At 42.0% G+C, this 20,628-nt stretch carries 18 protein-coding genes and 1 pseudogene; 12 read left to right on the top strand and 7 right to left on the bottom strand.

What is annotated here, in order from left to right:
- Positions 1–25 precede the first annotated feature (25 nt).
- The 3 genes from AB8M93_RS13680 to AB8M93_RS13670 are packed head-to-tail and all read right to left on the bottom strand — an operon-like array spanning position 26 to position 2,282.
- Positions 26–1,282 carry an aspartate kinase gene (locus AB8M93_RS13680; protein ID WP_373058604.1) on the bottom strand — a complete coding sequence of 419 codons (1,257 nt, stop codon included), beginning with the start codon at positions 1,280–1,282 and terminating at the stop codon, positions 26–28.
- Complete coding sequence (locus tag AB8M93_RS13675) at positions 1,279–1,758, bottom strand: GNAT family N-acetyltransferase (RefSeq protein ID WP_373058602.1); 480 nt, start codon at positions 1,756–1,758, stop codon at positions 1,279–1,281. The genes AB8M93_RS13680 and AB8M93_RS13675 overlap by 4 nt, the downstream gene beginning before the upstream one ends.
- 35 nt (positions 1,759–1,793) lie before the next feature.
- Positions 1,794–2,282 (bottom strand): GNAT family N-acetyltransferase, encoded by a 489-nt coding sequence (locus tag AB8M93_RS13670; protein ID WP_373058600.1) that lies wholly within the window; start codon positions 2,280–2,282, stop codon positions 1,794–1,796.
- 123 nt (positions 2,283–2,405) lie between these two features.
- On the opposite strand from AB8M93_RS13670, the pseudogene AB8M93_RS13665 reads away from it, so the two are divergent.
- Positions 2,406–2,546, top strand: a pseudogene (locus tag AB8M93_RS13665) (class 1 fructose-bisphosphatase); the annotation flags it as partial.
- A 1-nt stretch (position 2,547) separates the two neighbouring features.
- On the opposite strand, the gene AB8M93_RS13660 reads toward AB8M93_RS13665, so the two are convergent.
- Entirely contained in the window at positions 2,548–2,970 is a 423-nt protein-coding gene (locus tag AB8M93_RS13660) for a TerB family tellurite resistance protein (RefSeq protein ID WP_373058598.1), read from the bottom strand.
- A gap of 142 nt (positions 2,971–3,112) precedes the next feature.
- Between AB8M93_RS13660 and AB8M93_RS13655 the strand changes: the two genes are divergently transcribed.
- The 6 genes from AB8M93_RS13655 (at position 3,113) to AB8M93_RS13630 (ending at position 10,413) form a co-directional block, all read left to right on the top strand.
- Positions 3,113–4,153 carry a ligase-associated DNA damage response exonuclease gene (locus tag AB8M93_RS13655; RefSeq protein ID WP_373058596.1) on the top strand — a complete coding sequence of 347 codons (1,041 nt, stop codon included), beginning with the start codon at positions 3,113–3,115 and terminating at the stop codon, positions 4,151–4,153.
- Positions 4,154–4,208: 55 nt separating this feature from the next.
- Complete coding sequence (locus AB8M93_RS13650; protein WP_373058642.1) at positions 4,209–5,801, top strand: ATP-dependent DNA ligase; 1,593 nt, start codon at positions 4,209–4,211, stop codon at positions 5,799–5,801.
- A 118-nt stretch (positions 5,802–5,919) separates the two neighbouring features.
- Positions 5,920–6,438 (top strand): hypothetical protein, encoded by a 519-nt coding sequence (locus tag AB8M93_RS13645; protein ID WP_373058594.1) that lies wholly within the window; start codon positions 5,920–5,922, stop codon positions 6,436–6,438.
- 170 nt (positions 6,439–6,608) lie between these two features.
- Complete coding sequence (locus tag AB8M93_RS13640; protein WP_373058592.1) at positions 6,609–7,010, top strand: endonuclease domain-containing protein; 402 nt, start codon at positions 6,609–6,611, stop codon at positions 7,008–7,010.
- 264 nt (positions 7,011–7,274) lie between these two features.
- A complete protein-coding gene (locus tag AB8M93_RS13635; protein ID WP_373058590.1) occupies positions 7,275–7,676 on the top strand; it encodes an endonuclease domain-containing protein in 402 nt (133 codons plus the stop codon).
- Positions 7,677–7,944: 268 nt separating this feature from the next.
- Positions 7,945–10,413 carry a ligase-associated DNA damage response DEXH box helicase gene (locus AB8M93_RS13630; RefSeq protein WP_373058588.1) on the top strand — a complete coding sequence of 823 codons (2,469 nt, stop codon included), beginning with the start codon at positions 7,945–7,947 and terminating at the stop codon, positions 10,411–10,413.
- On the opposite strand, the gene AB8M93_RS13625 is transcribed toward AB8M93_RS13630, so the two are convergent.
- On the bottom strand, positions 10,414–10,917 hold the full coding sequence (locus tag AB8M93_RS13625) for a DUF1440 domain-containing protein (protein ID WP_373058586.1): 504 nt from the start codon (positions 10,915–10,917) through the stop codon (positions 10,414–10,416).
- A 99-nt stretch (positions 10,918–11,016) separates the two neighbouring features.
- Here AB8M93_RS13625 and AB8M93_RS13620 point away from each other — a divergent pair, with 99 nt between their 5' ends.
- Positions 11,017–11,796 carry an amidohydrolase gene (locus tag AB8M93_RS13620; RefSeq protein ID WP_373058640.1) on the top strand — a complete coding sequence of 260 codons (780 nt, stop codon included), beginning with the start codon at positions 11,017–11,019 and terminating at the stop codon, positions 11,794–11,796.
- Here the strand turns inward: AB8M93_RS13620 and AB8M93_RS13615 are convergent.
- The gene (locus tag AB8M93_RS13615; protein ID WP_373058584.1) at positions 11,783–13,396 is read right to left on the bottom strand and encodes an Ig-like domain-containing domain; all 1,614 of its coding nucleotides are present in this window, start codon (positions 13,394–13,396) and stop codon (positions 11,783–11,785) included. The genes AB8M93_RS13620 and AB8M93_RS13615 overlap by 14 nt on opposite strands.
- A 53-nt stretch (positions 13,397–13,449) precedes the next feature.
- Positions 13,450–14,130, bottom strand: a complete 681-nt coding sequence (locus tag AB8M93_RS13610; RefSeq protein ID WP_373058582.1) for a ComF family protein — start codon at positions 14,128–14,130, stop codon at positions 13,450–13,452.
- A gap of 60 nt (positions 14,131–14,190) precedes the next feature.
- Between AB8M93_RS13610 and AB8M93_RS13605 the strand changes: the two genes are divergently transcribed.
- The 4 genes from AB8M93_RS13605 (at position 14,191) to AB8M93_RS13590 (ending at position 20,626) form a co-directional block, all read left to right on the top strand.
- Positions 14,191–15,075: a hypothetical protein gene (locus AB8M93_RS13605; protein WP_373058580.1), complete on the top strand. Its 885-nt coding sequence runs from the start codon at positions 14,191–14,193 to the stop codon at positions 15,073–15,075.
- Positions 15,076–15,138: 63 nt separating this feature from the next.
- Positions 15,139–16,677: a glycine--tRNA ligase gene (locus AB8M93_RS13600; RefSeq protein WP_373058578.1), complete on the top strand. Its 1,539-nt coding sequence runs from the start codon at positions 15,139–15,141 to the stop codon at positions 16,675–16,677.
- Between the two features lie 118 nt (positions 16,678–16,795).
- A complete protein-coding gene (locus AB8M93_RS13595; RefSeq protein WP_373058576.1) occupies positions 16,796–19,777 on the top strand; it encodes a GEVED domain-containing protein in 2,982 nt (993 codons plus the stop codon).
- Positions 19,778–19,864: 87 nt separating this feature from the next.
- Positions 19,865–20,626 carry an exodeoxyribonuclease III gene (locus tag AB8M93_RS13590; protein WP_373058574.1) on the top strand — a complete coding sequence of 254 codons (762 nt, stop codon included), beginning with the start codon at positions 19,865–19,867 and terminating at the stop codon, positions 20,624–20,626.
- Positions 20,627–20,628 lie beyond the last annotated feature (2 nt).

Raw genomic sequence — 20,628 nt, 5'->3', positions numbered from 1 at the left:
TAAACAAAGATAATTAAATACACTATTATTTGCTTTCCCTGGTCACCATTTGCACGGTGTTATGGGTAAGCTGTTTAAGCAGCACTTCTTTGTCTTTTTCCAGCGATTTTATGGCCTTTTCATCAAAATGCCTGATGGTGTAGAGCGAAACGTATTTGGTAAATTCTACTTTAAACCGCGCCCTGAGATGTTGCATCAATTTTTCCAGGTTGTTGAACTTATTGTCCACACACACCGAAAAACTAATCGCCGAGTTTTGAATAAGGTCCACCTTTATTTGGTATAAATGAAAAAGCCTGAAAATGTCACTTATGTTTTCTTCCACCATAAAAGAAAAATCCAGGGAAGACAGCGAAATAAGCACCTGGTTTTTCTTTACAATGAAACATGGTACCTGCGGAATTAAATGCCGGCCCCTGCTAACCGCTGTTCCCGGATCTTCAGGATGTAAAAAAGATTTTACGTATAGCGGAATTTCTTTTCTCTGTAAAGGCTGAAGGGTCTTTGGATGAATAACAGAAGCGCCGTAAAATGCCAGTTCTATGGCTTCTTCATACGAGATTTGTTCCAGCAGCTGCGTTTTTTGAAAAACACGGGGATCCCCGTTCAGCACGCCGGGAACATCTTTCCAGATGCTCACACTCTCGGCATTTAGGCAATAGGCAAAAATAGCCGCGGTATAATCACTGCCTTCACGGCCAAGGGTGGTGGTAAAATTATTGGTATCGGACCCAATAAACCCCTGCGTGATCGTTAAAAGATTTGGATTGATGTTTTTCTGAATTTCATATTGTGTCTCTTCCCAGTTTACCTGTGCATCGCGGTAAGTAGCATCTGTTTTTATAAGCTCACGAACATCCAGCCACTTATTAGGGACACCAGATTTCTCCAGGAAACCGCTAACAATAGTGGTGGAAAGCAGTTCGCCGTAACTCACGATCTGGTCATATACAAAATCGTATTTGGAAGATTTGTTGTGCTCCAAAAAATTTTCAAGAGTGGTGAAAATTACTTCTGTTTTTCCTGAAATTTCTTCCCTTCCTTCCGGAAAAAGCTTGCTGATAATTGCCTGGTGAAAATTCCTGATTAGGTTAAGCTTTTCCCTGAAATTCCCGTTTTTCAGATAAGCTTCCACCACTTCTTCCAGGGCGTTGGTGGTTTTCCCCATTGCCGAAACCACGATGAGCAAATTGCTGTTTCCGGTTTTGTTGAGTACGTTTAACAAATTTCTGACTCCTTCAGCGTCCTTTACCGAGGCTCCTCCAAATTTGAAGACTTTCATTTTTTATCTCCAATATTTTTTTTGATCCCGGTTTCGTTCATGTGTACGGTGTACCAGTTTTTCTTAATATCGGCTCCGGTATTTTCGTAAAATTCTATGGCATTTTTATTTCCTTCAGAAACCACCCATTCCACCCGGCGCACGCCATTTTCATAGCCATATTGCACCACTCTTTTGTACAGTGCTCCTCCAAGCCCGGTGCCACGCATAGATTCCCTTACAATTAAATCTTCAAGATGCACCGTTCTTCCTTTCCAGGTGGAAAAGCGGAAATAAACCAGCGCCATTCCTTCTATTTTCCCTTCAACATCGGCTACAAAACATTTAAAATTTCCATGTTCAAAGCCTTCTTTTTCCAGGTCTTCAATTCTTATTTCCACTTCATCTGAAGCATTTTCGTATGCGGCAAGTTCCTTTATTAGCTCCAGCACTGCCGGCATGTCTTCTTTTCTCGCTTCACGTATTTTATAATCCATTTCCTTTTTTTCTGTAATTTATTCAAATTTTTAAATTAAGAGCGGGAGGCGCGTTCAATAAATTTTTTCATGCCCGCTTCATCCATTTGCACGGTCCACCAGTCTCTGAAAACCGTGGCACCGCTGCGTTCATAAAAATCCACGGCATTTTTGTTCCAGTCCAATACCACCCATTCGGTTCTTTTTACTCCTTTTTCGCTGGCATATTCAATCACTTTGCTGTAAAGTGCATTTCCCAGGCCTTTGCCACGCATGGCTTCCCTTACAATAAGGTCTTCCAGGTGCACGGTTTTGCCTTTCCAGGTAGAATAGCGAAAATAAATAAGTGCCATGCCTTCTATTTTTCCTTCAACTTGAGCTACAAAACAGGTAAACAAGGGATTTTCCCCAAAGCCGTCCCGTTTAAGGTCTTCCGCATCAATAATAACGGCTTCCGGTTCTTTTTCAAAAACAGCCAGTTCCTTTATTAGTTCCAGTACGTGCGGCATATCTTCCCTTGCCGCTTTTCTAATTTTAATATCCATTTATAGCTTCTTCTTTTTTGTAGTTGATCGAGGTTTTAAAGATAACAAGATATTAACAGCGAAAACCTTGTAGTAAATTAGCTGTTTAAATATTCTTGGCAGGCAAACCATAAAAACCAATAACAGGCCGGCGGGAAGGCCAGTAATGGCTTCAGCAGGATTTTGGATATCCAGCCACAGGAACTTCACCAGCGTACGCCTTTTTTCTGCGGAAGCAAAAAAATAGTAGATAAAGCTGAAGAATTTATGCGGAATACTAACTGATTTACTTATTTAGAAGATACCGGTAATCTTCAAAATTCAGCTGCCCGCTAAAAATTTCAATAGATCTTTTTATAATCCCATCTGCAGCTTCGCCGGAAAAACCAAGGCCAATGGCATAGCGTTTAATCATTTCGGCTTCTTCATCATCCATTTCATGATCGGCATAAATAATTCTAAAAAGATCATGCAGGCGCTCCAGCCTCTTTTCCACGCTGTGGGACGCAGTAATGGGGAAAGAATTGGGTTTTTCAATTACCCGGGCATACTCATCTTCACTTATGTCTAATTTTCTGGCAAAGCGGGCAAGCATAGCTTCTTCCCTTGGGTTAATCTCGCCGTCCACAGCCGCCAGGTTTACAATGGCAGCAAAATGACTTAAGTTACGTAAATGCTCTCCGGAGCCAAATAAATCTGAAAATGACATGTATAAATACTTTTATAGGTACAAATATATGTAAAGGTTAAAATTTTACTCCATTTTTTCTTGAAATATGCTTTTCTAACATTAGCTAATGTTTTCTTAATCCTTTTTCCAGCCTTCCTAATTTCTTTAATTTCATAAGTTCATGAAGAAGGATAACAGCCCACCCTTACTCGTTTTTAATGAAAAAGGCATTTATTGTGCCGCGGCAGATGTTTACCTGGATCCCTGGAAACCCGTGGAAAAAGCAATTATTTCCCATGGCCATGCAGATCACTCCCGCTGGGGCCACAAAAAATACATTACCCATCATAAAAATGTGCCCATCATAAAACACCGGCTGGGGGATATAGAGGTTTCCGGGAAAGAATGGAATGAAACTTTTACTATTAATAATGTGAAATTTTCTTTGCATCCCGCCGGTCATATCCTGGGCTCGTCGCAAATTAGAGTAGAGCATAAAGGGGAGGTTTGGGTTTTTACAGGGGACTATAAAGTGGAAAATGATGGCGTGGCCACTCCTTATGAGCCGGTGAAATGCGATACTTTTATTACGGAATGTACTTTTGGGCTGCCCGCTTTTAAATGGATGCCGCAGCAGGAGGTTTTTGCTGAAATCAATAACTGGTGGGCACAGAACCAGAGCGAAGGCAGAACCTCAGTCTTGTTTGGATATTCCCTGGGAAAAGCACAACGCCTGCTGAAGTATTTAAATCCTGAAATTGGGAAAATTTATACCCACGGGGCGGTGGAAAATATGACAGAAGTTATACGGCCATTTTGCAATTTACCGGAAACCACCAGGATCACCAGGGAAACAAAAAAAGAAGAGATAAAAGGAAATATTGTTATTGCCCCGCCAAGCGCCCATGGCTCTCCCTGGATAAAAAAAATGGTGCCTTATGTAACGGCTTCGGCCAGCGGTTGGATGACTTTTAGAGGTGCCAGGAGGAGAAGGGCCATAGACAAAGGCTTTGTATTGTCTGATCATTGCGACTGGCAGGGCCTGCTTTCTTCCATTGCTGCCACAGGTTGTGAAAAAGTGATCTGCACTCACGGTTATACCGATATTTTTTCCCGCTACCTTTTAGAAAAAGGATATGATGCGCGTACAGAAGAAACCCAGTATGAAGGTGAAACAGGAGAGCAGGAAGCCAAAACCGAGCAGGAAGAAAAGGAAAAATAATTTTGTGAAGAATCCGGATAGAAATATTGAAAATTCAGATGCTGCCTTGGGAGGCATGGCTCATTTTGCCCAACTTATAAAACAGCTGGACAGTACCAATAAAACTTCCCTGAAGGTACAGGCGTTAAAGGATTATTTCCTAACCGCTGCTGATAAAGACAAAGTCTGGGCAATCGCCATCCTGTCCCACCGGCGCCCGCCAAGGCCGGTGAACACTACTTTAATGCGCTACTGGGCTTCAGAACTGGCAAATATCCCGCTCTGGTTATTTGAGGAATCTTATCACATTGTAGGAGATTTAGCTGAAACCATTGCTTTGATAATCCCGCCTGCTGAAAAATCTTCAGAAAAAAGTCTGGACCAGTACCTGCAGGAAATAATAGAATTAAAGCCTGAAACCGAAGCTAAAAAAAAAGAATATCTTTTTGAAAACTGGCTGGCGCTTAACTATTACGAGCGATTTGTGTTTACCAAGCTCATTACCGGTAGTTTCCGTATTGGAGTGAGCCAGAAGTTAATGACGCGTGCGCTTTCTATGGCCACTGATATTGATGAAGACATTTTGGCTTATAAACTCATGGGTAACTGGGAGCCGGCGACTATTTCTTTTAAAAAACTAATTCTTGAAGAAAATGAGGAAGATTACCTTTCTAAACCTTACCCGTTTTACCTGGCTTATGCCATAGAGGGTGAGGCGGGAGATTTAGGTAAGGCTTCAGAATGGAGTGCAGAGCATAAATGGGACGGGATAAGGTCTCAGGTAATTATCAGGAATGGAGAGCTGTTCGTGTGGAGCCGGGGAGAGGAACTGGTGACCGATAAATATCCCGAATTCCAGGATTTTGTGGGGGTGATTCCCGATGGTACCGTAATAGACGGGGAAATTTTACCTTTTCCTGAAGGGGAAATTGGCACTTTTAATGACCTGCAAACAAGGATTGGAAGAAAGAATATTTCTAAAAACCTGCTAAAAAAAACTCCCGTGATCCTTAAAGCTTATGATATTTTAGAGTGGCAGGGAAAAGATATACGAAACACCGCTTTTGCGGAAAGGAGAAAAATCCTGGAGCGCTTGTATAGTAAAGTGGCTGCGGAAGATTTTCCGCTTCATCTCTCTAAAGCGATCACATTTAATACCTGGGAGGAAGCCGCGGCTGAACGGGAGCGGGCCAGGGAAGAAAAATCTGAAGGCCTTATGCTCAAACGGCTGGATTCGCCTTACCTGGTGGGCAGGAAAAAAGGAGACTGGTGGAAGTGGAAAGTAGATCCTCTAACCATAGACGCGGTGCTTACGTATGCCATGCGCGGCCATGGCCGCAGGAGCAACCTGTTTACAGATTACACCTTTGGCCTTTGGGATGAAAATAAGGAAGAGCTGGTGACCTTTGCCAAAGCTTATTCGGGGTTGACAGATGCTGAATTCAGAAAACTGGATGCATGGATTAAGAGAAACACCCTTGAGCGTTTTGGGCCTGTGAGAAGCGTGGTGCCGCATCATGTTTTTGAAGTGGCCTTTGAAGGAATTGCAGAATCAAAAAGACATAAAAGCGGGGTGGCCACAAGATTCCCAAGGATACTGCGCTGGCGTACAGACAAGAAAATTGAAGAGGCCAATACCCTCGAAGATTTAAAAGCCCTAATTCCGTAGTTCTAATCAGCTGCGATTTTAAAATTTTTTTAAGCTGAAGCCTTGTAATTTGGTATTTAAGTTGCTGCACATTTTGTGTTCTTTTTTAACTATTTGTCGAATTAAATTCCGTAGTAAAATGAAAACAAAATTGTTCATGCTATCGTTGCTTTTTCTAAGCCTTAGCAGTTGTAACGCTCAGGAAAAGAAAGAAAAGGAAAATGGATTAATCACTAAAAAAGAAGAGCCGAAAGCTGTGCCGCAGGGAAACTGGAAGGTAAATAAAGAATTTGATGAGAATGGAAACCTTATCAGTTATGATTCCACTTATGTTTATTCTTACAGCACGGTAGATGGCGATACTATTGCTAATGGGAATATGGATCCAATGCTCCAGCATTTCCAGCAGATGTTTGGTAGCAGGGGAATGGATGAGCATTCCGCTCTTTTTGAATCTTTTATGAATGACTCTTTAAATAGAACTCAGGATTTTTTTAATAATGATTTCTTTAGTGATGAGATGTCACGAAATTTCCAGCAACAGGTAAAACAAATGGATTCCCTGCACCAACAATTCCTGAAAGAGCATTATCCTCAGTTGTTTTATGATAACCGGCAGAAAGTAATCCCACGGGAATCAGGAACAGGAACAATTTAAACCACCATGCTGTTTAAAAATTAACGGAAGATTTTTGAAATATATAAAAGAGGCTTCTGGCCTCTTTTATATTGTGCTATCTTCAGAAACAATTAAAAACTGATAAGGCTCCTTCCCTTTTAAGGGAAGGTGGCATTCCGCAGGAATGACGGAAGGGTAAACCGGAATCAATGAAGAAACCTGTACAAAATAAAAAGAAACTGGAACCATTCAGGAGAAAGTTAAGAAAAAACCTTACTCCTGCTGAAGCTTTTTTGTGGAAGCAGCTACAGGCAAGGAAACTGGAAGGTAGGAAATTCAGAAGGCAGCATAGTATAGAATACTTTATTGTTGATTTTTATTGTGCCCAAGAAAAATTAATCATTGAGTTAGACGGGCAGGTTCATCTGAATGCTACTTCAGAAGAGAATGATTTAAAGCGAACAAAAGTTTTAAATGATTTAGGTTTTACAATTATCCGTTTTGAAAATAAAATGGTGTTTGATTTCTTACCTTCAGTTCTGCAGGAGATAAAGGATAATTTTAGAAAGAAAAAAAGTAAACCACCCCGGCCTTTGGCCACCCCTCCTTGAAAAGGAGGGAAGCAGATTGGACAAAACAAAAACCTTCCTTTTAAAAAGAAATGAAGAAAAATCTTTTTTAGAAGTAAAGTTGAAAGGATGAAAATTAAAATTACTCCTGCGTGGAGCTAGAAACAAATCGAACCACCCCGGCCTTTGGCCACCCCTCCTTGAAAAGGAGGGAAGCTTAAAGTGGTAATGACAAATAATAAAGCTCCTTCCCTTTCAAGGGAAGGTGGCATTCCGCAGGAATGACGGAAGGGTAAACTGGAATCAATGAAGAAACCTGTACACAATAAAAAGAACCTGGAACCATTCAGGAAAAAGTTAAGAAAAAATCTTACTCCTGCTGAAGCTTTTTTGTGGAAGCAGCTACAGGGAAGGAAACTGGAAGGCAGGAAATTCAGAAGGCAGCATAGTATAGAAAACTTTATTGTTGATTTTTATTGTGCCCAAGAAAAATTAATCATTGAGTTAGACGGGCAGGTTCATCTGAATGCTACTTCAGAAGAGAATGATTTAAAGCGAACAAAAGTTTTAAATGATTTAGGTTTTACAATTATCCGTTTTGAAAATAAAATGGTGTTTGATTTCTTACCTTCAGTTCTGCAGGAGATAAAGGATAATTTTAGAAAGAAAAAAAGTAAACCACCCCGGCCTTTGGCCACCCCTCCTTGAAAAGGAGGGAAGCAGATTGGACAAAACAAAAACCTTCCTTTTAAAAAGAAATGAAGAAAAATCTTTTTTAGAAGTAAAGTTGAAAGGATGAAAATTAAAATTACTCCTGCGTGGAGCTAGAAACAAATCGAACCACCCCGGCCTTTGGCCACCCCTCCTTGAAAAGGAGGGAAGCTTAAAGTGGTAATGACAAATAATAAAGCTCCTTCCCTTTTTTCAAGGGAAGGTGGATTAATCAGCGGTAGCTGATTAAGACGGAAGGGTAAACATGAACAAAAAAGAACTTCTTGGCTTAGCCGAAAATTGGTTTGCAGCACAAAAATGGAAACCTTTTGCATTCCAAAAGAAAACCTGGGACGCCTATCTTAAAGGACTAAACGGACTTTTAAACGCCCCTACCGGAAGTGGAAAAACTTACGCCCTTTGGATTCCCATCGTGCTGGAATATATCCGTAAAAATCCCGATTATAAAGAAAAGCATAAAAAAGGTTTAAAGGCGATCTGGATCACGCCGCTAAGAGCACTTTCCGTAGAAATTGAACAGGCTGCACAGCGCTTTGCAGAAGAAACAGGAACGGGTTTTACCGTGGGAATCCGCACCGGCGATACGCCGCAAAAAGTAAGGGCGTCGCAAAAAAAATCTATGCCAGATCTTCTTATTACTACACCGGAAAGCCTTCAGCTACTGCTGTCTTCTAAAAACTACGCCAAAACTTTTAAAAATCTAGATGCCATAGTTATAGATGAGTGGCATGAATTATTGGGCACTAAAAGAGGCGTACAGGTAGAACTGGCGCTGTCACGTTTAAAAACTGTTGCCAAAAAACTTAAAATCTGGGGGATTTCAGCCACCATTGGAAACCTTCAACAGGCAAGGGAAGTTTTGCTGGGGCCAGGTTCTGAAGCATTTGAAAATTCGGTGCTCATCAGGGCAAATCTGAATAAGAAAATTTCAGTAAGATCCATTATTCCGGAGAAAATGGAAAAATTTCCCTGGCGCGGCCACCTGGGCCTGCATCTTATAGAGGAGGTGGTGCCTATAATTAATAATTCCCGCACCACGCTGCTTTTTACCAATACCCGTTCGCAGTGCGAAATCTGGTTTCAGAAGCTGATTAATAAGTATCCCGAATTTGCCGGGGAGGTTGCCATGCACCACGGCAGTATCAATAAAGAAACGCGGTTGTGGGTGGAGCAGGCCATACGAAATGAAACTTTGAAAGCGGTGGTTTGCACGTCCAGCCTGGATTTGGGAGTGGATTTTGCCCCTGTGGAAACCATAGTGCAAATTGGCGGCCCAAAAGGAGTGGCGCGGTTCCTGCAACGTGCAGGCCGTAGCGGGCATCAGCCGGGGAAGGAAAGCGTGATCTATTTTTTGCCCACTCACGCTATTGAACTTATAGAAGCTTCGGCTTTACAAAAAGCGGCCAGTAAAACCGCCGTTGAAGACCGCATTCCCTATCTGCTGAGTTTTGATGTTTTGGTACAGTACCTTACCACACTGGCGGTTTCAGATGGATTTTTTCCGAAGGAAATATTTCCCGAAGTAAAATCTACTTTTTGTTTTCAATCCATTACTGAAGACGAGTGGCGCTGGATTCTCAATTTCATTACCAAAGGCAGCCAGAGCCTGCAGGCCTATGACGAATATAAAAAGGTTGAAATTGAAGAAGATGGCAGGTTTAAAGTGAACAACCGTGGAATCGCCATGCGCCACCGGCTGCAGATTGGCACCATTGTGAGCGATGCCATGCTGAGCGTGAAGTATATGAAAGGCGGTTATATTGGCACGATTGAAGAATTTTTTATCTCCAAACTAAATCCCGGAGACGTGTTTACCTTTGCCGGCCGCACTTTAGAGCTGGTGCGCATTAAAAATATGCAGGTGCTGGTGAAGCGCTCCAATAAAAAAACAGCCAAAGTGCCCAGCTGGATGGGTGGCCGTATGACCTTTTCTGCGCAAATGAGCGAGTTGCTGCGGAATGAAATGTATGCTGCGGCAGCTTCGGTCAAGAAAGGCACTGCCTCCAAAGAACTTCTGGCGCTGCGCCCTATCCTGGAAAGGCAGCAGAAAGAATCTATTATTCCCGATAATCACCAGTTTTTAATTGAGACTTTTGAAACCCGGGAGGGGCACCACGCGATATTTTATCCGTTTGAAGGCCGGTTTGTGCATGAAGCCCTGGCGAGTTTGCTGGCTTACCGCATAAGTTTGTTATCGCCTATAAGTTTTTCGCTTGCTTTTAACGATTATGGCTTCGAACTGCTTTCCGATCAGGAAATCGATATGCAGCAGGTGCTGGATAATAATCTTTTTTCTTCGGAATATCTTATGGACGATCTTTATAAAAGCTTAAATGCCACAGAAATGGCCCGCCGGAAATTTCGGGATATTGCAGTGATTGCAGGAATGGTCTTTACAGGTTATCCCAATAAAATGATAAAGAGCAAGCACCTGCAATCCAGTTCGCAATTGCTTTTTAGTGTTTTCAGGGATTATGAAGAGGATAACCTGCTCTACCAGCAGGCCTTCCGGGAAACTTTTGAACACCAGTTGGAAGAGGGACGGCTTAGGTTGGCTCTGGAGCGTATCGCAGAACAAAAGATTGTTTGGAAGAATTGCGAAAAACCAACCCCGTTTTCTTTTCCTATTATCACAGACCGCCTGCGGGAAACGTTATCTTCAGAAAAAGTGGAAGACCGTATTAAAAAAATGCTTAAACAACTGGAAAAATAGCTATTCCTTCAGCTTTTTGTTTACATAGTTCCTAACCAGTTCTGTGGTTACTCCAAATAAAACATGCGCAAACAATTCATTCGCCTGCATTTTCAAGGGTACATCCACCGGCTTTGCTTCCAGCCCGAGTATGGGAAGCGACGTTGGGTGGGTGGAAATCCAGGTGGAACTTCCTAAAATAATTCCGTTTTTAATGTTGAATTCATCTTTGTCACGGTGCTTGTAGCCGTAAGCAGCGCCTAAACTTGCGCCTACGGGTACATTCAGTAATTGTTCTGCCAATGCTTCATTATGAACACTTATAGGGCTTCCTGTAATTTTTGTAGACAAGTCATCCAGGATTTTTATCTGGGCAGAACGATGTTCTATTTTACGCACTTTAATAAACTTTTCTACGAGGCTTTTTACAGCTGTTCCCGCCAGGCCTCCTATCACACCCGAAATTACTCCCCTGCCGGTCCTTGAAATATTGGTGTCTTTTTGAAAAAAGGTAGCTAAACTCATGTTGCAAATTTTATAATTAAAGCTATTTATTTGAAGTTTTACCTGCAATCATTTAACAATGATTTGGCAGCAAAATCTTAAATTTTGATAACTTTACGTATGGCCAAAAATCTAAAAATCGCGATGCTTCAGGTGAATCTCAAATGGGAGCATCCTGAAAATAACAGGAGTTTATTCAGCAAAGAAATCAATGCGCTTTCAGAAGAGGTAGACCTGGTAATCCTGCCGGAAATGTTTACTACAGGATTTAGTATGAATGCTGAAAAGCTGGCAGAAGAAACTGAGGGTCCCACCTTATTATGGATGCAGGAATGGGCAAAAAGAAGGGAGTTTGCCATTACCGGAAGTGTGATCATTACTGAAAATGGCAATTATTACAATCGGCTCTTCTTTGTCTATCCAGACGGTTCCTATAAAACTTATGATAAGCGCCATACTTTTACCCTTGCGAAAGAAGACAAAACTTACACGGCGGGGAAAGAACGATTAATTGTGGAGTACAAAGGCTGGAAAATTTGTCCATTGGTGTGTTATGACCTGCGTTTCCCTGTTTTTGCGAGAAACACGGTAGATTATGACCTGCTCATCTACGTAGCCAACTGGCCGGAAAAAAGAGTGGCCGCCTGGGATGCCCTGCTAAAAGCCCGGGCTATTGAAAATATGAGTTTTTGCATAGGCGTGAATCGTACGGGGACAGATGGCGATGGCTACGTATATAACGGCCACAGCGCTGCTTATGATTGTCTTGGGAAACTGCTTACCCATGCAGATGTGGAAGAATCCTTTGCCAAAGAGATAGTCCTGGATTACAACCATCTACAGGAAACCCGGGATCAGTTAAAGTTTTTACTGGACCGGGACGAATTTATTCTAAAATAAACTGTTCATTCTGGTCCCAGTTAGCACGCACTTCAAGAGTGTCAGGAAAATATTCAATATGTTCTGGCTGGCGCTTTTTAAGATAATCGCCGGTATCCCATTTTCCGTTTTTATTTCGGTCAAAAACCAGGCGCATAAAAAACTCACCAGGTTTCAGGTTTTGGAAATCTAAGACCGTTTCTCCTTCAGAATATTTTTCTGCCTGCACTTTTCCATTCAAATCTGTAAGCTGTGCGATAATTGGAAATTGTTTTACATTTTGCAATCTAAAGGTAAGTGTTCCAAGTTCAGAAAGTGCACGGGTTTTTACCTGCTTGATAATGGTGTCATTGGTGTCTTCAAAAAGGTCGGTTACTGTGCCGGGCAGGGCCTGCAGCGTATAGGTATTACTTTCAGTCTTTTTAAAAGAAATATGAAACTCATTTGCAAGCAAATTTAATTCAGTAGAAAAAGGGACCGGTAAGGAATCTTTATCAAGGACCTTTATCTTAGATTCGTCACTGCTTACAAGAGGGGTATTGGCTTTTAGTACCACATCCTGTTCAAAATCTATACTTCCTGAAGGCTCTGCACTTACCTTGAGGGAATCTGTGGGCATTTCAGTAATTTTTGTATAAAGAGTGTCGCGGCTCTGCGGACTTGTAACTTCAAAAGACAGGCTGTCGGTTTCAATTTTTGGCTGATACCAGTAATAAAGGGAATCGGTTTGTGAATCTTTTATTATCCTGGAGGTAAAGCCTGCCGGTTTTGGAGTGAGAAGCTCAATTTGAACACTGTCCAGCGCTGTTACGCCTTCATATCCAAATACAATTTGCTGCCCTTTAAATTGCCTGGGTCGTTGTACTTCAAAATTAAGATTTTCCTCAAAAATGGTGATTTTATAGGTTGAATCTGTTGGAATGGTAATATAATGATCTATAAAACCAATCTTCTCATTTTTAGGGTTGAACTTATAATTGTCGTTTTTATCCAGAAGCGCGAGCATCTGGTAAGTGCCTGCTTTCAGGTTTTCAAGCCTGAAAATGTTTGTGCTGTCCAGGGTATAGGTCACATAGCGCGGCGTTTTTTTGTACACTGCAGAATCGGAAAAAGTAGAATCTACTTCGTACAGGAAAATGGAAATAAAATCTGCCGGTTTTTTAAGATAAGCATCTTCAACAGTTCCTTCAACTTCAAGGGAATCTATATAATTTCCGGTAGAAAAAACGTATTTAAAATAATTGAGCGGGTTTCCTTCATTGTTATCAGTAATACTTTTTCCGAAGTTAACCAGATAAGTAGTATTTTCCTGAAGGGTGTCAAAAATTTGAATTCTTACATCTTTCCTGGCGCTTCCTAAAGGTAAAATGGAAGGCCTTGGGTCCATTGGTGGCGAAATAATAATTTGTTGCTGTGCATTCTTCAGTTTTACATATTCATTAAAGAATATGCGAATTTCTTCAGCATCAAAATGGGTGGTAAAATTTTCAGGACTAGCCCTTAGAAATCTTGGTGGCTCCATGTCTTCAGGCCCTCCTTCAGGCATTCCTTTTTTGGCGCACTGTATGAGTGTTAAAAGCAGAAGAATAACAATGATAAAGCTGGGAATCCTGTATTTCATTAGGAAAAATAATTTTTAGCAAAGAAACGATTATTTTAAATTTTTTGATGTTATCAGTTTGTAAAAGCCATAGTGGCCACGCTCACCTTCACTCCATTGATGCCTGATAATTTATGAATACAAACCTCCAGTGTAGCACCTGTGGTAATAATGTCATCAACCAAAAGCACATGAGTGTTTTCCAAACGGGTAGGTTTTTCCAAAGTAAAAATTTCTTCCATATTTCCCCAACGGGAAAGACGGCTTTTAAAAGTTTGAGTTTCTGTGGCATTTTGTTTTACCAGTACATCGTCTCTGTAACTGGCACCTAGAATGACTGCGATCTCGCGGCCAAATTTTTCCACCTGGTTGAATCCGCGGGACTTTAGTTTTCTCTTGTGCAGCGGCACCGGAATCACTACATCTATACCATTGTAATTACCGCTTTGCAGAAGCAGGTTTCCCATCCATTCCCCCAGGAATTTTCCAATTTCTTCATGGCCGCGATATTTAAGGTTATGAATAAGCTGTTGCACCTTGCCTTTTTTTCTAAAAAAGAGGAGAGATGAAGCCTGTTCCACAACTGCCCGCCCGTAAAAGATATTTTTAACAGGATTATCGGGATCCTGGTGAAAGTTTGTAAGGGGCAGATCATTTAGGCAGGAAGTGCAGACAATATTTTCGTGCTTAGCAAGTTCTCCAATACAACAACTACAGGTTTGGGGATAAAATAAATTGGCCAAATCGTCAAACATATGTTAATGCATTGTTTATTAATTTGTTAAAACCTAAATTTACAAACTAAATCCAACTGTATGGCTACTGAAACCAAAAACAACAAAGCTTTAAAAATTCTTGCCGCGGTATTGGCTGTTGCACTCATTGCATTAGCCATCTATACCATATCTTTTTATAATGAACAAAAAGAAAACCGGGAGATACTTCAAACGGAAAAAACTGCCATAGAAAATGAACTGAATGATCTTATTATTAAATATGATGAAGCTATAGAAGAAAACGAGGTTATGGACCAGAATATGGTTGAAGCCAGGGAACGCATTACCAGGCTTCTGGATTCTGTAAAGGATAATGAAGCTAATATCGCTCTTATAGCGCGTTTTAGAAGGGAAATTGGCAACCTTAGAGCAGAGAAGGACAGGTTATTTAGAGTGGTGGATAGTTTAAGTGCTCAAAATCAGCAATTAACCACTTCGTTGGATAGCACCAGTACAGAGCTGCAGGCACGCACCAGGTTGTCCGATTCGCTGCAAAATACCAACCAGAGCCTGGCGAATAAAGTTAACCGTGCATCCAGGTTACAAATTACCGGCCTTAAGGGTGAGGGGGTAATAGTTAGGAATAGCGGGAAAATTGTTGAAAATGACCGTACGAGAAGGGTAGACCAGATAAGGACCTGTTTCACGATATCTGCCAACGATCTTGCCGAGCCTGGGGAGAAAGACGTATACGTCCAGGTTTATAATCCTGAAAATGAACTGGTAGGAGATAAAATTGCCGTGCAACATGAAGGTGGGGTGATGGTTTACAGTGCCTCATCAAAAGTTTTTTATGAGAATGAAGAGCTGGATGTTTGTATTCTTGCCAATACAGATGAAGATAAACTTCTTGAGGGGGATTATAAGGTTTACGTATATTCCGGTCCTTATTTAATAGGTACTTCCACGTTTAGCCTGAGATAATTTAATTTCAAAAATAGAGTCCGTCTTGATGAATATCAGGGCGGATTTTTTATTTTTGCTCCTATGGCAAAAAACGAAGATTTATTCAAAAATGTAATTTCACATGCCAAAGAGTATGGTTACATTTTTGCGTCCAGCGAAATTTACGACGGATTGAGCGCGGTCTATGATTATGGGCAAAACGGCGCCGAATTAAAGAAAAATATCAAGGATTACTGGTGGAAAAGCATGGTGCAGCTGCACCAGAATATAGTGGGCATAGATGCGGCTATTTTAATGCACCCCACCACCTGGAAAGCTTCCGGACATGTGGATGCCTTCAACGATCCTTTAATAGACAATAAAGATTCAAAAAGGCGCTACCGGGCAGATGTTTTAGTAGAAGATTATGCTGAAAAGCTGCTTCAGAAGGCGCAAAAGGAAATCGATAAAGCCCAGAAGCATTTTGGGGAAGATTTTGATGAAGAGCAGTTTACAACCACAAATCCGCGGGTGATGCGGTATTTAGGCCAGCGGAAGGAGATATTGGAACGCCTTGGCCGCTCGCTTACCAATGAAGATTTAGCCGATGTAAAAGCTTTAATAGAAGAACTGGAAATTGCCGATCCCGATACCGGGTCCAGGAACTGGACGGAGGTGCGACAGTTTAACCTGATGTTTGGGACCAAACTTGGAGCTTCGGCCGAATCGGCTACCCAGTTATACCTTCGTCCCGAAACCGCCCAGGGGATATTTGTAAATTTCCTGAATGTGCAAAAAACCGGGCGTATGAAGATCCCGTTTGGAATTGCCCAAATTGGTAAAGCTTTTAGAAATGAAATTGTAGCCCGGCAGTTTATCTTCAGGATGAGAGAGTTTGAACAAATGGAAATGCAGTTTTTTGTGCGCCCCGGCGAAGAGTTAAAATGGTATGAGCACTGGAAGGAAGTGCGCCTTAAATGGCACTATTCTCTTGGCCTTGGTGAAGAAAATTACCGTTTTCACGACCACGATAAATTAGCGCATTATGCCAATGCCGCCGCAGATATAGAATTTGATTTTCCATTTGGCTTTAAAGAGTTGGAAGGGATCCATTCCCGTACAGATTTTGATTTGAAAGCGCACGAGGAGCATTCCGGGAAAAAACTTCGGTTTTATGACCCTGAATTAAAAGAAAATTATGTGCCTTATGTTATCGAAACTTCTATAGGCCTGGACCGTATGTTTCTTTCGGTACTTTCCGCAGCATTAAAAGAAGAAGAGCTGGAAGACGGGAGCAGCAGGACCGTGCTTAAATTGCCGGCCGTACTTGCGCCAACAAAAGCCGCAATTTTGCCGTTGGTGAAAAAAGACGGCCTACCGGAGCTGGCCCAGGAAATTGTAGAGGAGCTGCAATGGGATTTTAAAGTGCAGTATGACGAAAAAGACGCCATTGGTAGAAGGTATCGCAGGCAGGATGCTGCGGGGACACCACTATGTATAACCGTAGATCACGATTCTATGGAGGATCGTACCGTGACCGTAAGGTTTAGGGATTCTATGGAGCAAAAAAGGGTAAAAATTGCTGAATTGGCGACTATAGTAAAGGAAGAAACCGATTTTAAAAATTGGCTGAAACTATAGAGAAATCAAATAGTTATAGCAATATTCCTATAAGAGGCAATTATTTTTTAATTGCCTCTTTGGTTTAAAATAAAACAGGATTACCTACTTTTAAGGCGCATTTGAAGACACTGCCGTTATGATTAGATATATTTTTATTCTTTTTGCTCTTATTCTTATTTTTAGTCCTGAAGCCCGGGCGCAAAAAAAAGAGATTTCAGGCCCGGTATATATAGATTCTGCCAAAGCAGTTCCATCTTCGTCTCTTTCTAAAGGAAAATTAGTCCCGCCTTCTTCAGAATTTAAAATTTATAATCCGCGAAACAGGGGGATAAATAAGGTAGTTCCCGGGAAGGGGTTGCCAAAAGCCCGGGATCCAAAAGTACAAAGTAAGATGGGAGATATTCCGTCTAAGGAGCCAATTTTATCTTATGAAGCGGTTACTACAAGGTCTACCCCGTCTGACCCTACGGGAGTTATAGGCCCAAACCATTATGTGAATGCCTGGAATTCGGCATTTTCTATATGGGATAAAGACGGAAACCAGTTAATGGAACCGGCTTCCCTGGCGAGTATAGGAGGGGAGTTTGCCAATGAAGTTTTGGGAGACCCCATTGTGGTTTATGATGAATTTGCAGACCGTTACCTTATAAGCCAGTTTAGCGATACGCCTGAAAGCTTTTTAATTGCGGTTTCACAGGGGCCGGACCCGTTAAATGACGGCTGGTACACCTATCGTTTTACAACAAACGAGGTACTGCCAGATTATCCTAAAATTTCGGTTTGGGGTGATGGCTATTACATTACCACCAACAAAAATACCAATACCGCCTCAGAAAGTCAGGTGCTTTATGTGGTGGAAAGGGATAAAATGCTGCAGGGGGAAACTGCGGCCATAGTTTCATTCCCTCTGCCGGGTATTGAGACTAATGGATTTTACAGTCCGGCCGGGTTTCAGGCAATTGGAGATATTCCTCCGCCACGGGGCAATTCTCCTATTATCTTTATGCAGGATGATGCCTGGGCAGGAGTGGCGCAGGATCACCTTAAGATCTGGCTTATAAATATGGATTGGAACAATCCTGCGTCTTCAACAATTTCAGAATCCCAGGAAATAGGTACGGCAGAAGGGGTGTCGCCGTTTTCAGCTACTTTCGACGGAGGCGCCTTTAGCAACCTTTCCCAGCCGGGAGACGCGCCAGATGTGGATGCGCTTCAGGCCACAATGATGTATATGACGCAGTACAGGCGGTTTCAGGATCATAACTCCGTAGTGATGAATTTTGTGGTAGATATAGATCCCACCGCGGCAGAACATGCCGGGATTCGCTGGTATGAACTCAGGCAGCAAAATGAAAACGGCCCCTGGAGCGTTTACCAGGAAGGAACTTATGCCCCCGATAAAAGCGACAGGTTTAGTGGGAGTATTGGTATAGATGAGGAAGGAAATATTGGCCTTGGATTTACGGTCCTTGATGATAGTCCTGAAACCCCTATTTATCCTTCTATTCGATATACCGGGAGATATGCTGAAGACGAACTTGGGGTGATGACCCTGGAAGAACAAAGTATTGTGGAGGGAGACTCTCCAGATCCTAACAGCCGCTACGGAGATTATGCCCATCTTAGCGTAGATCCTGAAGATGGCGTAACCTTCTGGCATAATGCCGAATATTTTGAAGGCGTACAACGAAAAAACCGGGTGGGTGTATTTCGCATCGCTCCAGATGACGCAAATGATGTTGGGGTAATTTCCCTGGTTAGTCCCCGGGATGCTACTTTAGGGGATTCTGAAATCATCCGGGTAAGAATACGCAATTTTGGTGAAAATGCGCAATCCGGGTTTACGGTGAGTTACACCGTGGAAGGCGGGGAAACGGTAACCGAGATTTTTACCGGAAGCCTTCCTGCAACTTCTTCCGCAGAATTTACTTTTTCTCAAACAGCAGATTTTTCTGTGGTAGGGCAGTCTTACCAGGTTACTTTTACCACCGGTCTTTCCAATGATGAAAATCCCGATAATGATACCCTGGTGGCCGAAATAAGGAACCTGCCGCCAAAAGATGTTGGGGTCACTTCTATAGATGTGCCCATTACAGATCAGGACCTGACCGAAAGTGAGGAGGTGGTAATTACTATCGAGAATTTTGGTGGAGAGCCACAATCAAATTTCCCTGTTTCCTACCAGGTTGGTGATAATTTTAGCGTGACCGAGGTTTTTCCGGGAACTGTTGAGGTTGGGGAAAATGAAGTATATACCTTTAGCAGGAAAGCAAATCTTGGTTCCCCAGGGAGATATCTTGTGATGGCCAGCACCCATCTTGAAGATGATTTTGATCCCACCAACGATCCGGAGGTGAAATCTGTCGCCAATTTAAATTGTATTCCCGAGGGTTCAGACTGTTCTTTTGGAGATGGTATTTTTTCTTTTGAACTGGAAAATGTTTTAAATGAAAGGATTCCCTGTGATGATGGTTATATAGATTTTATAAGCCTTACCGCAGATTTGGATCGCGCACAGGGCAACTTCAGCGTAACCGTAAAATCTCTTTTTGCTGAAGGGGAGAACGAGCAGTTCTCTATGTGGATAGATTTTAATGATGATGCATTTTTTGAAGATGACGAGCGGGTGATCACTTCTAAAGTGATACCTCAGGCAGATGCTCCCGTTTCCGAAGAATTTTCTATACCGGGAGATGCAGCTTTAGGCCAGCATTTATTGCGTATAAGGGCCGGAGATACTTCTTACGAAGGCGATCTTAATTCCCCTTGTGAGGTAATGGAGTATGGCACCACTCACGACTATTCAGTAAACATTCGCGACAGCTCTCTGGATATTGAAGATTTTATTCTTGATGAAGCTGAATTAAAAATTATAAGCTCAACACCTGAAGAAGGCGGCAGCAGGATTTACCGGGCCCGCCTGGAAGCCAATTTTGAAGCGCCGCTGCGTATTACTGTTCACGATATGCTTGGCCAGAAATTGCTGGAAAACAAGATGGAATATAATGGGGAGGCATATACCTATACCTTTGATATGTCTTACGCCGCAAGAGGGGTTTATCTTCTTCGTGTAGGCACCCGGGAAGCAGGTAAAGTAAAACGCTTTATAGTGCGCTAAAACTTCTGGTAAAATCAAAAAAATAAGCTTTTCTCCTGAAATTGGTATTTCTTCGGGAGAGCTTTAATTTTGCACAAAAATTACTAAATGAAGATAATTTCTTATAACGTAAATGGCATTCGTGCCGCGGTAAGAAAAGGTTTTTTAGAATGGCTGCAACAGGCAAATCCAGATGTGGTATGCCTGCAGGAAATAAAGGCGCAGCCGGAACAGCTTAATCTTGAAGAATTTGAAGAAGCAGGTTATCCATATCATTACTGGTATCCCGCTACTAAGAAAGGTTACAGCGGAGTGGCGATTTTGAGCAAAATTGAACCCCAAAACGTAGCTTACGGCACCGGGATTGAATACATGGATCACGAAGGCAGGAACATCAGGGCAGATTTTAAGGATTTTTCGGTGATGAGCCTTTACCTTCCTTCAGCAACCAATATCAACAGGCTCGAGCATAAACTGCAATATATGGCCGATTTTCAGCAATATATTGATGATCTTAAAGTAGAAATCCCAAACCTGGTTATTTGCGGAGATTATAATATTTGCCACCAGGCTATAGATATCCATGATCCTGTGCGGCTTAAGAATGTTTCTGGATTTTTGCCTGTAGAGCGGGAATGGATTGGCAATTTTATGGAAAGCGGTTTTGTGGATTCCTTCAGGCATTTTAATGAGGAACCACATCATTATTCCTGGTGGAGTTATAGGGCAAACGCACGTAACAATAATAAAGGATGGCGCATAGATTATAACTTGGTCTCCAAACCATTGCAGGAAAAAATGAAACGGGCCGTTATCTTACCCGAGGCGTATCATAGTGATCATTGCCCGGTGTTACTAGAACTTGAATAAAA

The sequence above is a fragment of the Autumnicola aciditolerans genome (assembly GCF_041679265.1).
GTDB lineage: Bacteria > Bacteroidota > Bacteroidia > Flavobacteriales > Flavobacteriaceae > Autumnicola.
The sequence above is the reverse complement of the archived record's forward strand: the minus strand, read 5'-3'. Positions and strand labels throughout refer to the sequence as shown.